Raw genomic sequence first — 14,053 nt, 5'->3', positions numbered from 1 at the left:
ACTAGGGGGACGAAGTGAAGGAAGAACCCGTTCGGCAGCGGTTGCTCGCCGAGGCTACCCGGCTGTTCGCGGCCCGCGGATTCGAGGGGACCTCGGTCCAGGAGATCGTCCTGGCGGCCGGCGTCACCAAGGGCGCCATGTACCACTATTTTGACTCAAAAGACGATCTGCTGCACGAGATCTACGCCCGCCTGCTCCGCATGCAGATGGACCGCCTGACGCGCATCGCCGACGGTCCGGGCACGGTCCGCGAGCGGCTGCACCGGGCCGCGGCCGACGTCGTGGAGACGACGACCGCGAACCTGGACGACTCCAAGATCTTCTTCAGGTCGATGCACCTGCTCGCGACCGAGAAGCAGAAGACCGTGCGCGCCGAGCGCCGCCGCTACCACGAGCGCTTCCGCGGCCTGGTCGCCGAGGGGCAGCGCACGGGCGTCCTCAGCGACCGGGTGCCCGCCGAGCTGGTCGTCGACTACTTCTTCGGCTCGGTGCACCACCTGGGCACCTGGTTCCACACCGACGGGCCGCTGACCGGCGCCCAGGTGGGCAGGCACTTCGCCGACCTACTGCTGAACTCCCTCGGGGCCGGGGACGCCGGCGAGTGAGGCCAGCGCCTCCCGGTGGTCTCCGGGGGTGCCGAGCGCGATCTCGGTGGCCTTGGCGCGCTTGAGATACAGATGCACGGGATGCTCCCAGGTCATCCCGATCCCGCCGTGGAGCTGGACCGCCTCCTCGGCGGCGTGCACCGCCACCCCCGCGTTCCACGACTGCGCCACCGCGACCGCGATGTCCCCGGGATCGGCGGCCGCGGCGCGGGCGGCGGCCCTGGCCCTGACCACGTCCAGCCAGAGGTCGGCCAGCCGGTGCTTGATCGCCTGGAACGAGCCGACCGGCCGGGCGAACTGGTGGCGCTCCTTGACGTAGGCGAGCGTCGTGTCGAGACACCACTCGGCCACGCCGACCTGTTCGGAGGCCAGCAGCCCGGCCCCGAACCTCAGCACGCCGGCCAGGTCGCACTCCCCCACGTCGCGGGCCGGCGCCCCGGCGAGGGTGACGGTGGCGACCGGCCTGGTCAGGTCGAGCGAGGGCACGACCTCGACGGTGGCGCCCTCGACCTCGTACAGCCTGCCCTCGAAGGGCACCAGGAGCACGTCGGCGACGTCCGCTCCGGCCACGCCGGTGACGGTCCCGGACAGCCGCCCGCCCGCCGGCCGCAGCGACGACCCGCGCCCCGGCCGGTACGGCGAGGCCGCGAACGACACGACCAGCGCCGCCGTCCTGCGCCCCTCGGCCAGCTCGCCGAGCAGGGCGTCACCGGTGGGCAGCAGCGCCCGCGTGGCCAGCACCGCGCTGGTCAGGAACGGCACGGGCGCCACGGCCCGGCCCAGCTCCTCCAGCACGACGGCCACCTCGCTGGCCGACGCGCCCGCGCCGCCCAGCTCCTCGGGGACGAGGAGGCCGGCGACCCCGATCTCGCCCGCCAGCGTCTTCCACAGGTCCAGGTCGTAAGGCTCGGACTCGACGCGCCCGAGCACCGCGGCCGGCGGGCAGCGGTCGGCGAGCAGGCCGCGCACGGCCGCGCGCAGCTCCTCCTCGACCTCGGAGTAGAGCAGGGTCATCGCGGCAGGTCCTTCCAGGGCACGTCCTTGTCGACGCGGGGCTCGGAGGGCAGGCCGAGCACCCGTTCGGAGATGATGTTGCGCAGGATCTCGGACGTGCCGCCCTCGATCGAGTTGCCCTTGGCCCGCAGGTAGCGGTAGCCGGGGCCGCGGCCGTAGAAGTCGACGTCCTCCGAGCGGCGGAACGTCCAGTCGTCGTAGCCCAGGTCGCGGCGGAGCTCGACGTCGAAGCCGGACAGCGCCTGATTGAGCCGGGCGAACGACAACTTCATGCCCGAGCCCTCGGGACCGGGCTGCCCGGCGGCGAGCTGCTCGCGCAGCCGGGCCCCGGACAGGCGGGTCACCTCGGCCTCCACCCACAGCGCCAGCAGCCGCTGGTGCAGGTCGTGGGTGCGCAGCTCGGGGTGCTCGCGCCAGGCCGCCAGCACCGCGCCGACCATGCCGCCGCCGCGCCGCACGGGCGCGCCGCCGATCGCGACGCGCTCGTTCATCAGCGTGGTCTGCGCGACCCGCCAGCCGTCACCGACCTCGCCCAGCCGCAGGTCGTCGGAGAGCCGCACGCCGGTCAGGAACACCTCGTTGAACTCGGCCTCGCCGGTGATCTGCCGCAGCGGCCGCACCTCGACGCCGGGGGCGTGCATGTCGCAGACGAAGTACGTCATGCCGCGGTGCTTGGGCACGTCCGGGTCGGTGCGGGTGACCAGGATCGCCCATCGCGAGTGGTGGGCGCCCGACGTCCACACCTTCTGGCCGTCGACCACCCACTCGTCGCCGTCCCTGACCGCGCGGGTGGCGAGGGTGGCCAGGTCGGAGCCGGCGCCGGGCTCGCTGAAGAGCTGGCACCAGATCTCCTCGCCGGTCCACAGCGGGCGCAGGAAGCGCCGTCTCTGCTCCTGCGTGCCGAACGCCAGGATCGTCGGCGCGGCCATGCCCAGGCCGATGCCCTGGACGCCGCTGTTGATCTGCGGCGTGCCGGCCAGCTCGTGCTCGACCACCTGCTGCAGCTCCCTGGCCGCGCCGAGGCCGCCGAGCCCTTCGGGGAACCAGACCCAGGCCAGCCCGGCGTCGAACCTGGCCCGCAGGAACTCCAGCCGGTCCCCGTCGGGGTCGTGCTCGCCCAGGAACGCGCGCACGCGCTCCTTGATCTGCGCTTCGTTCACATGAACCTCTTCAGCTCGCGATAGGCCAGGGACCGCTTGTGGACCTCGTCGGGGCCGTCGGCCAGGCGCAGGGAGCGGGCGCCCGCCCAGAGCGCGGCCAGCGGGAAGTCCTGGGAGACGCCGCCCGCGCCGTGCACCTGGATGGCCTTGTCCAGGATCCATTCGACGGTGACCGGGGTGGAGATCTTGATGGCCTGGATCTCGGTGTGGGCGCCCTGGTTGCCCACGGTGTCCATGAGCCAGGCGGTCTTGAGCACCAGCAGGCGGAGCTGCTCGATCCTGATCCGGGACTCGGCGATCCAGTCCTGGACCACACCCTGCTGGGCGATCGGCTTGCCGAACGCCGTCCTGGCCAGGGCCCGCTCGCACATCAGCTCGACCGCGCGCTCGGCCATGCCGATCAGGCGCATGCAGTGGTGGATGCGGCCGGGGCCGAGCCTGGCCTGCGCGATGGCGAAGCCGCCGCCCTCCTCGCCGATCAGGTTGTCGGCCGGGACGCGCACGTCCTCGAAGATCACCTCGGCGTGGCCGCCGTGGTCGGCGTCGGTGTAGCCGAAGACGTGCATCCCGCGCTTGACGTGCAGCCCCGGGGTGTCGCGCGGCACCAGGACCATGCTCTGCTGCCGGTGCTTGGGCGCGTCGCGGTTGGTCTTGCCCATGACGATGAAGATCTTGCAGTTGGGGTTCATCGCGCCGGAGATGAACCACTTGCGGCCGTTGATGACGTACTCGCCGCCGTCGCGGACGATCGAGGTGGCGATGTTGGTGGCGTCGGAGGAGGCGACGTCGGGCTCGGTCATCGCGAAGGCCGAGCGGATCTCGCCGTCGAGCAGCGGGCGCAGCCACTCGTCGCGCTGCCACTCGCTGCCGAACATCGACAACACTTCCATGTTGCCGGTGTCGGGGGCGGCGCAGTTGGTGGCGGTGGGGGCGATGCCGGGACTGCGGCCCATGATCTCGGCCAGCGGGGCGTACTGGAGGTTCGTCAGGCCGGCGCCGTGCGCGCCCGGCAGGAACAGGTTCCACAGGCCGCGCTTCCTCGCCTCGTCCTTGAGGTCGTCGAGCAGCGGTGGCGGGCTCCAGCCGGCGGCCGCGGCCTGCTCCTCGAAGGCGGGCTCGGCCGGATAGACGCATTCGTCCATGAAGCGGAGCAGGCGCTCGCGCAGGTCCTCGGTGACGGTGTCGAAGGCGAAGTCCATGCCGGTGAGCCTACCGACCGGCCGGTATGGCTGTCGACAGGTGGTTCCCCGCAAAAACCGCCAGGTGGCCGTCAACCTGCGACGGGCTCGCGTCCTATCGTGGCGGCATGACCGCCAAGCTGCCCGCGCCCGTGGTGCTGGAGAACGACGTCGTGCGCCTCCAGCCCCTCACCCTGGAACACGTTCCGGACCTGTTCGCCGCCGGAGGCGGGGACGACGAGCTGTGGCGCTGGCTGTCGATCGCCACCCCGCGCACCGAGGAGGACCTGGCCAGGACCGCCCGCGCGCTCATCGGCGACGACCAGCACGTGCCGTTCGCGGTGATCCCCAAGGAGACCGGACGGCCGGGCGGCTGGACGACCTACATCGACGTGCCCGGCTTCGACGACAGCGTCGAGATCGGCTGGACCTGGTACGGCCGCGCCCACTGGCGCACCGCGCTGAACACCAACTGCAAGCTGCTGCTGCTCGACCACGCCTTCGGCCTCGGCTACAACCGCGTCCTGCTCAAGACCGACGTGCTGAACCTGCGTTCCCAGGCCGCGATCCGGCGCATCGGCGGCGTGCACGAGGGCACCCTGCGCCGCCACCGCAGAAGGCCCGACGGCACCTGGCGCGACACGGTCTATTTCGGCATCCTCGAAGAGGAGTGGCCGGAGCACCGGGCTCGACTGAACCGCTGAACGGAAGGCGGCATCTAATCCCGCATGACTGATCGGCTGGGAGGCTACTGGCTCGGCGCCCGGCTCGACGGCGGCGGGCGGACGACCGTCCGCGAGGCCTACGACGAGTCGGGCGGTCGCCATGCGCTCCACCTGCCCGGGCCGGGCGCGTACGCACAGGTCAGGGAGGTGCGGTCGGTGCACGCCGCGCGGCTGGTCGAGGCGTGCCCGCAGGGCGATCCGCCGTATCTGGTCAGCGAGTACATCGAGGGGCCGACGCTGCGCCAGGTCGTCGACCGGCACGGCCCCTTCGCCGGCGACGACCTCTACCGCCTGGCCGCCGCCACGGCCACCGCGCTGGCCGCGGTGCACGAGGCGGGGGCGGTGCACGGATCGCTCACGCCCGACAAGATCATCTTAGGCGCCGACGGGCCGCGCCTGGTGGGGCTGGGGCTGGCCGACGCCGAGGCGGGCCCGGCCGGTGACGTCCAGGCGTGGGGGCGCGTCCTGCTGTTCGCCGCGTACGGGCTCACCGAGCGATTAGGCAACGGGGAGCGCCTCGACCGGCTGTTACGCGGCCTGGTCGCCGCCGCGCTCCACGACGACCCCGAGCAGCGCCCGGATGCCCGCGGCCTGCTCATGTCCCTGCTCGACGCCCCTCAGTCGCAGCTCGGCCGCCTGCTGCCGCCCGAGCCCGTCGACGACCCGCCGCTCGGCGCCCGCGCCGAGGCGATCTACCTCCAGCTCTGCCGGGCAGACCAGGATCTGGTGCCCGAAGTCTTCCTCCGCCTGGTCGGGCTCGACGACTCCGGCGGCGACACCGTGGCCCCCGCACTCCGCGACGACCTGGTCGCCGGACGCGCCCCCGACGAGGTGGCCGCGATCGACCGGGTCCTGGAGACGTACGGGAAGGCCGGCATCCTGACGATCGCCGACCGGGGGCCCCTGACGATCACGTACGCGGCGCTGCTGCGGGCCTGGCCGCGCCTGCACGAGTGGCTGGACAGCGAGCGGGACGGCCTGGCCGTGCACCGGGAGCTGGCCCGGGCGGCGCGGGCCTGGGACGCGGGCGGGCGCCGCGAGTCCGACCTCTACCAGGGCGAGCCCCTCGACCGGGCGCTGGCGTGGGCGGCCGGCGGGCGGCGGCGGGTCACCCTGAGCGCCGGCGAGCAGACCTTCCTGGACGAGGGCCTCGGACGGGCCCGCGGCGGGGCGCGCAGGCGGCGGGCGCTCATGGCGGGGCTGCTGGCGGTCGCGGTGCTGGCGGCGCTGCTCGCGCTGTGGCAGCGCGGGGCCGCCGACGGGCGGCTGGAGCAGGCGATGGCCAAGGTGGCCGCGTCGCGGGCCGAGGCGCTGCGGGTGGCCGACCCGGTGACCGCGCGCCGGCTGAGCCTGGCGGCCTGGCGGCTGGCCCAGGTGCCGCAGGCGCGGCGGGCGCTGACGGCGGCGGCGGCCGACCCGGCCGTGGACGTCTTCACCGCCCCGGAGGCCGGGCCGCACTCGTTGTACGCGATCAGCGACGACGGCTCCCGGCTCGCCACGCTGACCGGCGCCACGGTACGCGTCTACGACGTCCCCGGGCGCCGCCGGCTGGCCGAGACGAACGGTCCCGAGCAGAGCGTGCGGGCGATGGCCTGGTCCCCCGACGGGCGCACGCTGGCGTTCGTGGGCGTGGACCGGTCGTACCTGTGGGACACCGCGTCGGGGCGGGGCGTCGGGCCGCCGTTCGGGAGGGGGCTGGGCGCGCCGGGCGAGCAGTCGGCCTGGTTCAGTCCGGGTGGCGGGCTGCTGTTCGCGGCGGCCGGGCAGTCGGGCGAGCGGTGGGCCTGGGACCTGCGGGCCCGCCGGGCGGCCTTCGTCGGCGAGTACGCCGTGGCCGGTCCCGGCGACCGGGTGGCGCTGACGTTCGAGGGCCGGCGTTCGGCGATCAGGCGCGGCGGCCGCGTCACCCCCGCGCCCTGGCTGGACCGCATGCCGTGGGAGTACACGACGTTCGCGCCCGACGGCGAGCGGGTGGCCATCGCCGAGGAGACCGGCATCCAGATCTACGACCTGGACGGCGTGCCCGTGCTCGGCACCCGCCTGCGGCCCTCCCCCGGCCACCTGCGCTTCAGCCCGGACGGCCGGCTGCTGGCCGGGACGGACAACGACCGGGTGCGGGTGTGGCGCGTGCCCGACCGCACGTTGCTGGCCGAGCGCCAGGTGCCGGTGGGCGGCGCGGACCAGCCGGCGCGGGCGGTGCTCGCGGGCGACGGGCGCACGGCGCGCGTGCTGGCCGCGGGCGGGACGGTGCTCACGCTGGACCTGGCCCCCTCGCCCGCGTCCGGTGACCCGGCGTCGGCGGTCTGCGCCCGCTACGGGGGCCTGTCGGCGGCGGACTGGGCCCGCCACCTGCCCGAGGTGCCCTACCGCGCGACCTGTCCCGGCTGATTTCCGGATATACGCGAATATTTCTCGAATTCGTGCCGTGGATCGTGAACCAACCCCTTGCCGGGCACGTAACTGTAGTCATACGGTCACCGTGAGCTGTTGTTCGACGAGAAGGAGAGTTCCCCCCGTATGGGCAGGCATGAGGCACCCCCCAAGGACGAGTCGCCCGAGGCCGGCGCGGCCGACGACCACCGGGAGCCTCGCGGCGGCAAGCACGCGAGGGACGGCCAGGACGCGGGCGGCGACGACTAGGCCGCCGGCAGGTCGCGCACAGACCGCGGCACAGGCCATGAACAGGCCATGAACCGGCGATGCAGGCGCCGGCGGTCCTATCCGCCGGCGCCTTCGCCACGCAGTCCGGCGCCTTCCTCACGCAGTCCGGGGCCTTCGTCACGCAGCATGCCGGCGAGCAGGTCCGCCATCGCGAGGGTGAGCTCGTCGAGGGTGGGCACGGCGCCCGCGCCCGCGATCGCGTCGAACATCAGCCCCTCCCCGAAGGCCACGAGCTGGCGGGCGTGGCGCACCGGGTCCTTCGACCCCAGGGCGGCCAGCATGGCGAGCGCCGGGTCGCGGAACCGGCGACCCGCCCGGTCGTAGATCTCGCGCAGTTCGGGACGTCTGGTGGCCTCCAGGGCCAGTTCGTAGCGGGCCAGGGTGCGCCGGCGGTCGTCCAGCTGCACGCGCAGCACCTCGGCCATCCGGGCGGGCAGGCCGTCGAGGGTGAGCGGCCCCGGCTCGTACGCCGGGGCCATGACCTCCATCTCCAGCTCGGTGAGCCGGGACAGGGTCAGCTCCAGCAGCGCGGCCCGGGTGCGGGCCAGGTTGGACGTCGATCCGGGCGGCAGCCCGGCCGCCTCGTCCACGGCGCGGTGGGTCAGGCCGCGCATGCCTCGCTCGGCCAGCAGGGTGATGGCCGTGTCGGCGACGGTCTCCGCTCGTTTCACGGACCGAATACTACAGGGGTAGTGTCACCGAACTACAGATGTAGTACGGTGACACTACAGACGTAGTAACCAAGGAGGCGATCATGCCCAAGGCTGTGGTGATCGGCGGCGGCATCGGAGGGCTGGCCGGCGGCGTGGCGCTGCGCCGCAAGGGGTGGGAGGTGAGCGTCCTGGAGCGGGTGGCCGCCGTCGAGCCCGTCGGATCGGGGCTCGCGATCGCCGCCAACGCCCTGAAGGCGCTCGACACGCTGGGCCTGGGCGACCGGGTGCGCGAGCTGTCCACGGTGGAGGGCCCGCTCGGCGTGCGCCGGGCCGACGGCCGCTGGCTGACGCGCACCACCACCGACCACGCCGACGCCCGCTACGGGGACTCGGTGGTCGTCATGCTGCGGGCCACGCTGATGGACGTGCTCGCCGACGCCCTGGGGCCGGGCGTCCTGCGGCTGGGCACCACCGTGACGGGCGTGGACGCCGGGCGGGGGATCGTGCGCACGGACGCGGGCGAGATCGAGGCCGACCTCGTCGTGGGCGCCGACGGCATCCACTCGGCGACGCGGCGGGCGCTCTTCCCCGGGCATCCGGGACCGGCGTACGCGGGGGTCACGGCGTGGCGGGCGCTCGTCCCGCGCGGCGATCTGGCGATCCCCCGGTCGGAGAGCTGGGGAAGGGGGCTCGTGTTCGGCGTCCACCAGCTCGCCGACGACCTGGTCTACCTGTACGCCACCGACCTGTCACCGGCGGGCGCCACCCACGGGGACGAGCGGGAGGAGCTGTTGCGCAGGTTCGGCGGCTGGCACGAGCCGATCCCGGCGCTGCTGCGGGCCGCCGACCCCGCCCGGATCATCCGCAACGACGTGTACTACCTCAAGACGCCGCTTCCCGCCCTCCACCAGGGCAAAGTGGCGCTGGTGGGCGACGCCGCCCATCCGATGACCCCGAACCTGGGCCAGGGCGCCTGCCAGGCGCTGGAGGACGCCGTGGTGCTCGCGCACCTGGCGGGCGGCGACCTCGCCGCCTACACCGCCGCCCGGCTGGCGCGCACGTCGGCCGTGGTGCGGCAGTCGATGACGATCTGCCGGGTGACCAAGGTGCGCAACCCCGTCGCCGTACGGCTGCGCGACCTCGCCGTCACCGTGGCGGGCCGGGTCAGCCCCGAGCTGATGCTGCGTTCGATGGACGACGTGCTGTCCTGGCGTCCGCCGGTGGAGGCGGTCACTGACCGGACGCGGGCCGCTGACCGGTGACCGCGCCCTCGGAGTCAGCCTTGGACGCCGCCTGGGACGCAGCCTCGGCGGCCACCGTCGCCGAGGTGAGCACCGGCGGCACGGGAGCGGGGGCGGGGGCGGGCTTGGAGTGGTCGGGGGTGAGGCGGCCCAGGGTGATCGTGCCGCCGATGGTGAGCGCCCCGGCCAGCAGGGCGGGGATCGCCGTGGACGGGCTGGTGGGCAGCGGTTCGCCGAGCAGGATCGCCCCCGCCAGCACCGACGTGATCGGGTCGATGACCTGGACGCCGGCGTAGGCGATGCCGAAGTAGCCGACCGCGTACGAGCGCTGGAGCAGCACCACGGCGCAGACCAGCAGCACCGGCACGGCCAGCGTGAACCAGTGGATCAGCCGGCCCCACTCCCCCTCCAGCCCGCCGCCGACCACCCGGACGAACGTCGAGACGCTGGCCGTCACCACGCCCGCGCCCACCGAGAGCAGCAGCGCCCGCGCCGGCCCGTGGAAGCGCCGCGCGAGCAGCTGCGAGACCAGCGCGACCGCCGCGATGACGCCCAGGAAGCCGAGCGCGGCGCCGCTGCTCAGCCGAGGGACGACGTTGTGCTGCGGCACCAGCAGCATGAGCCAGAGCAGGCCCACCGCCACGGCGATCGAGCCGAGGATCTCCGCCCGGTACGGCTTGCGCCCGTACATGAAGGCGGCCAGCGGCACCGCGAACACCAGGGTGGCCACGCTGATCGGCTGCACGGCCACCAGGGGCGCGAAACTGAGCGCCACGGCGTGCAGGCACGCCCCGGCGAAGCCGATCACGCCGCCGATCCACCAGCGGGGACGCCGGACCAGCTTGAGGGAGGCGCCCGCCGACACGGCCTCGTACTGTTGGAGGGCGGCGCCGAGGGCGTATCCCAGCGCTCCGGCCAGCGCGATGAGCAGTCCGACCCAGGTCATCGGCGCCCGCGCAGGGGCAAGGATCCGTGCAGGAGCATTGCTCCAGCTTAGGAGCCGAGCAGAGCACTACCATCCTTCTTTAGGCTGATTAATCACCTAAATGCGGCTGTCACCTGCACGAACATGTTGCTGATCCTTGGCCCTCCGCGGGGGCGTCACGGCGCTTACGATTGCTCGGGAACCACGCAGAACAGGTGCCCCTCCGGGTCCTGCAGCACGATCCAGCGCGTGCCCTCCTCCGTGACGCCCGGCTGGAACTCCGGCTTGACCGCCCCGAGCGCGATGTACTCCTCGACCGCCTTGTCCAGGTCCGGGACGCGGAAGTCGAAGTGGAACTTCTTGTCCGGGCTGGGCCAGGTGCCCGGCTTGTAACCGGGGACGCGGCCGAAGTAGATGTTGGTGGAGCCGTCGCCGATCGCCGCGTACTCCTCCTCCGAGTACTGGATCTCGAAGCCGGTCACCTCGTGGTAGAAGGCGGCCAGCTTCCGGGGGTCGTCGCAGTCGATGGTGAAGGCGATGAGCTTGGCTTTCGTCGTCATGTGTCCATGCTGGCAGGCGTACCTGTCATCTTCTGTCAGGTACGCCCGGCCGGTCAGCCGCGACGCGTGGCGGCCGTCACGCGCTTGAGGATCCGGTCCCATTCCGTGCCGAACGGGTTGTCCTGCACCAGGTACGTCCACGTGGCCGACGGGCGCTTGAGGTCGGGCTCGGGGGCCTCGAAGGACTCCAGCGAGCGGCGTTCGACCTCGGCCTGCAGCGCCTTGTACTCGGCCACGGCCTCCCGTTGGAACTCGTCGACCGGGCTCATCCGGCCCAGCGCGCGCAGGTGGATGCCCTCGCGCAGGTCGTTGAGGAAGGCCAGGTGCTCGGTCCAGCAGGTGTCGATGGCGTGCAGGACGATCTGGCGGGCCGTCTCGTCCCTGGTGTCCTCGGGCAGCTCGGCCCAGCGCCCGGCGTCGGCCTCGGCCAGCGCCTTGGCGGCGGCGTCGCCGTGCAGGACCTTGTCACGCCATTCGAGGATCAGCTCACGCTGGTGTTCGAGCAGGCGGGTGTAGCGCCAGGTGTTGCGGTGGATCTCCAGGTTGACGCCCTCGGCGACCCGCTGGGCGTGGCCCACGATGTACGCGCCGCGCCGGTGGCGCACCAGGCCGTCGGGGTCGGCGGCGGGCGGGCGCTCGTCGGGGACGAACTGGGTGATCAGATCGTCGGTCATGCTGACGAAGAAGACCGAGCCGCCGGGGTCGCCCTGACGGCCGGCCCGGCCGCGAAGCTGGTCGTCGAGGCGGCTGCTGGCGTGGCGGCCCGAGCCGATCACGTAGAGGCCGCCGAGCTCGGCCACGCCCTCGCCGAGCCGGATGTCGGTGCCGCGGCCGGCCATCTGGGTGGAGACGGTGATCGCGCCGCGCTCGCCCGCCCTGGCGATGATCGTGGCCTCTTCGGCGTCGTTCTTGGCGTTGAGCACGACCGGTTCCATGCCGCGGCGTTGCAGCAGCTTGGCGAGGTTCTCCGACTCGGCCACGTCGAGGGTGCCGATGAGGATCGGCCGGCCCGTCTCGTGCACCTCCTGGATCTCCTCGACCAGCGCGGCGTCCTTGTCGGGGACGGTCGGGTAGATGCGGTCGGGCTCGTCCTGCCGCACGCACGGCCGGTTGGACGGGATGACCGCGACCTTGAGGCCGTAGAACTCGCCGAGCTGCTCGTTGACCGCGACGGCGGTGCCCGTCATGCCGCAGATCTGCGGGTAGCGGCGGATCAGCCCCTGGACGGTGATCGAGTCGAGGATCTCGCCCTTCTCGCTCGGCGGCAGCGCCTCCTTGGCCTCCACGGCCGCCTGGAGCCCGTCGGGCCAGCGCTGGAGCAGCGCCACCCGGCCGCGCGAGGGGTTGATGAGCTGCACCCTGCCGTCGCGGACGATGTAGTCGACGTCGCGGGCGAGCAGCGCGTGGGCGTGCAGCGCGAGGTTGAGCTCGATGAGGGTGCCGGGCTCGTGCTCGTCGTAGAGCTCGACGCCCAGGATGTTCTCGACGCTGTCGGCGCCCTTGGGGGTGAGGTAGACGTTGCGCGCCTGCTCGTCGATCTCGTAGTGGTAGCCGCGGACCAGCGTGCGGACCAGCGCCGCCATCTCCGGCACCGCGCTGCCGGGGTCGGCCGCGCCGGCCATCACCAGCGGCACCCTGGCCTCGTCGACCAGAACGGAGTCGGCCTCGTCGATCAGCGCCACCTCGGGCGCGGGCACGATGATCTCGGCGGGGTCGGTGCGCAGCCGGTCGCGCAGCACGTCGAACCCGATCTCGCTGACCGGCCCGTACGTGACATCCTTGGCGTAGGCGGCGCGGCGCTCCTCCGGGGTGGAGTTCTGGTCGATCCAGCCCACGGTGACGCCGAGCGACTCGTAGAGCGGGCCCATCCACTCGGCGTCGCGCCTGGCCAGGTAGTCGTTGACGGACATCACGTGGACGCGCTTGCCCTGCAACGCGTAACCGGCGGCGGCCATGGCGCCCGACAGGGTCTTGCCCTCGCCGGTCGCCATCTCGGCCACCTTGCCGTCGAGCAGGGCGAGCGTGCCCAGCAACTGCACGTCGTACGGCCTGAGCCCGAGGGTGCGGTCGGCGGCCTCGCGCACCACGGCGCAGAACTCGGCCAGATCGTCCATGGCCGGCGTCGGCAGCTCTTCGAGCTTCCCGATGCGGCCGGCGCGCTCGTCGGCCGCCTTGACGATCTTCAGATAGGGGGTCAGGTTCACCCCGCCCGGACGATCCAGGAGGTTCCTGAACATTCCCTTTATCGAGGCCACAGTTCCTCCAACGCACGTTTCGCCGGCGCCGTTCCCTTAAGCCGAAATGAGGGAGCGGAGCGACGATACGGCAAGCGTCGCCGTACCGGACCTTAACTCATCACGGGCCCTGGACCTCACATCTCCGTGTCCGCTTTCAGCGCGAGAACCGCGACGGCGGCGAGCAGCAGCGCGCACCCGCCCCACGCGAGCGGCGTGAGCCGTTCACCGAACAGCACGACGCCGATCAGCGCCGCCCCGGCCGCCTCGCCGAGCGAGATGATCGAGACCGTGGTGGCGGGCAGCGCGGTGAGCGCGCGGAAGAACAGGCCGTAGGCCAGGGCCGTGGGGACCGCGCCCAGGTAGAGCAGCAGCGCCGCCGACGACACGCTCAGCTCGGGCAGCACGCCCGCCGGCAGGGCGAAGGGCGCCAGGCAGGCCGCCCCGACCACGAAGCCGCCGACGGCCGTGCCCTGCGGGTCGGTCCTGTGGCGCCGGGAGAAGAGCGTCACGCCGGCGTACCCGGCGGCCGAGAGCAGGGCGTACCCGATGCCGGCCCCGGCCTCGGCCCGGACGACGGACTCCCAGGTGAGCAGGACGAGCCCGGCCGGCGCGGCGGCCAGCGCGGCGCGGGCGACCGGTCCCAGCGGCTCGCGCAGCAGCAGGCACCCGCCGATCGCGGTGAAGATCGGCGTGGCGCCCATGGTCACGACGGTCGCGACCGCGACGCCGGAGCCGGCGATGGCCGCGAAGTACGCCGTCTGGTAGACGGCCATGCCGGCCCCGACCGGCAGCACGTGCCAGGTGAGCCGCCGCGGGCGCCACGGGCGGCGGGTGAGCGCGAGGAGGAAGGCGGCGCCGAGCAGGTAACGCCAGAAGGAGACGCCGACGGGACCGAGATGGCCGGACTCGAACAGCAGCGCGCCGGCGGCGCCGCCGGTGCCCCAGGCGGTGGCGGCCACGGAGACGTAGACGGCGCCACGGCGGGCGGAGACAGGGGTCATGACAGGAGTTCTCCGGATGGAGTGGTCGGAATGGGCCCGTGTGCGGGCAGCAACCACCCCCGGATCCGTCAGACCCGGAAATTCCTGGAACGC

Annotated in this window: 13 protein-coding genes; 5 read left to right on the top strand and 8 right to left on the bottom strand. The window is 73.0% G+C overall.

The annotated features are described in order from the left end of the window. Nucleotides 1-14 precede the first annotated feature (14 nt). Complete coding sequence (locus tag ABZ815_RS17960; RefSeq protein WP_357699077.1) at nt 15-605, top strand: TetR/AcrR family transcriptional regulator; 591 nt, start codon at nt 15-17, stop codon at nt 603-605. Here ABZ815_RS17960 and ABZ815_RS17955 read toward each other — a convergent pair. Genes ABZ815_RS17955 through ABZ815_RS17945 form a run of 3 tightly spaced genes read right to left on the bottom strand, consistent with a single transcriptional unit; the run spans nt 564 to nt 3,978 of the window. After that, complete coding sequence (locus ABZ815_RS17955; protein WP_357699075.1) at nt 564-1,619, bottom strand: acyl-CoA dehydrogenase family protein; 1,056 nt, start codon at nt 1,617-1,619, stop codon at nt 564-566. The genes ABZ815_RS17960 and ABZ815_RS17955 overlap by 42 nt on opposite strands. Continuing rightward, nucleotides 1,616-2,779: an acyl-CoA dehydrogenase family protein gene (locus tag ABZ815_RS17950; protein ID WP_357699073.1), complete on the bottom strand. Its 1,164-nt coding sequence runs from the start codon at nt 2,777-2,779 to the stop codon at nt 1,616-1,618. The genes ABZ815_RS17955 and ABZ815_RS17950 overlap by 4 nt, the downstream gene beginning before the upstream one ends. Further along, nucleotides 2,776-3,978 carry an acyl-CoA dehydrogenase family protein gene (locus ABZ815_RS17945; protein ID WP_357699071.1) on the bottom strand — a complete coding sequence of 401 codons (1,203 nt, stop codon included), beginning with the start codon at nt 3,976-3,978 and terminating at the stop codon, nt 2,776-2,778. The genes ABZ815_RS17950 and ABZ815_RS17945 overlap by 4 nt, the downstream gene beginning before the upstream one ends. Nucleotides 3,979-4,085: 107 nt before the next feature. Here ABZ815_RS17945 and ABZ815_RS17940 point away from each other — a divergent pair, with 107 nt between their 5' ends. The 3 genes from ABZ815_RS17940 (at nt 4,086) to ABZ815_RS17930 (ending at nt 7,322) form a co-directional block, all read left to right on the top strand. Next, nucleotides 4,086-4,661, top strand: coding sequence for a GNAT family protein (locus ABZ815_RS17940; protein ID WP_357699069.1), 576 nt, complete (start codon nt 4,086-4,088; stop codon nt 4,659-4,661). A gap of 24 nt (nt 4,662-4,685) precedes the next feature. After that, nucleotides 4,686-7,070, top strand: coding sequence for a hypothetical protein (locus ABZ815_RS17935; protein WP_357699067.1), 2,385 nt, complete (start codon nt 4,686-4,688; stop codon nt 7,068-7,070). Between the two features lie 129 nt (nt 7,071-7,199). Next, nucleotides 7,200-7,322 (top strand): hypothetical protein, encoded by a 123-nt coding sequence (locus ABZ815_RS17930; protein ID WP_357699066.1) that lies wholly within the window; start codon nt 7,200-7,202, stop codon nt 7,320-7,322. Nucleotides 7,323-7,399: 77 nt separating this feature from the next. On the opposite strand, the gene ABZ815_RS17925 is transcribed toward ABZ815_RS17930, so the two are convergent. After that, complete coding sequence (locus ABZ815_RS17925) at nt 7,400-8,014, bottom strand: TetR/AcrR family transcriptional regulator (protein ID WP_357699064.1); 615 nt, start codon at nt 8,012-8,014, stop codon at nt 7,400-7,402. 83 nt (nt 8,015-8,097) lie between these two features. On the opposite strand from ABZ815_RS17925, the gene ABZ815_RS17920 reads away from it, so the two are divergent. Continuing rightward, on the top strand, nt 8,098-9,258 hold the full coding sequence (locus tag ABZ815_RS17920) for an FAD-dependent monooxygenase (RefSeq protein WP_357699062.1): 1,161 nt from the start codon (nt 8,098-8,100) through the stop codon (nt 9,256-9,258). Here ABZ815_RS17920 and ABZ815_RS17915 read toward each other — a convergent pair. From ABZ815_RS17915 to ABZ815_RS17900, 4 genes are all read right to left on the bottom strand, one after another. Further along, on the bottom strand, nt 9,227-10,183 hold the full coding sequence (locus ABZ815_RS17915; protein WP_357699060.1) for a hypothetical protein: 957 nt from the start codon (nt 10,181-10,183) through the stop codon (nt 9,227-9,229). The genes ABZ815_RS17920 and ABZ815_RS17915 overlap by 32 nt on opposite strands. Before the next feature lie 164 nt (nt 10,184-10,347). Continuing rightward, nucleotides 10,348-10,722 (bottom strand): VOC family protein, encoded by a 375-nt coding sequence (locus ABZ815_RS17910; RefSeq protein ID WP_357699058.1) that lies wholly within the window; start codon nt 10,720-10,722, stop codon nt 10,348-10,350. Between the two features lie 53 nt (nt 10,723-10,775). Continuing rightward, on the bottom strand, nt 10,776-12,959 hold the full coding sequence (secA2, locus tag ABZ815_RS17905) for an accessory Sec system translocase SecA2 (RefSeq protein WP_357699056.1): 2,184 nt from the start codon (nt 12,957-12,959) through the stop codon (nt 10,776-10,778). 134 nt (nt 12,960-13,093) lie between these two features. After that, complete coding sequence (locus ABZ815_RS17900; protein WP_357699054.1) at nt 13,094-13,960, bottom strand: EamA family transporter; 867 nt, start codon at nt 13,958-13,960, stop codon at nt 13,094-13,096. Nucleotides 13,961-14,053 lie beyond the last annotated feature (93 nt).

This window comes from Nonomuraea sp. NPDC047529, assembly GCF_040642995.1.
Taxonomy (GTDB): Bacteria; Actinomycetota; Actinomycetes; order Streptosporangiales; family Streptosporangiaceae; genus Nonomuraea.
The sequence above is the reverse complement of the archived record's forward strand: the minus strand, read 5'-3'. Positions and strand labels throughout refer to the sequence as shown.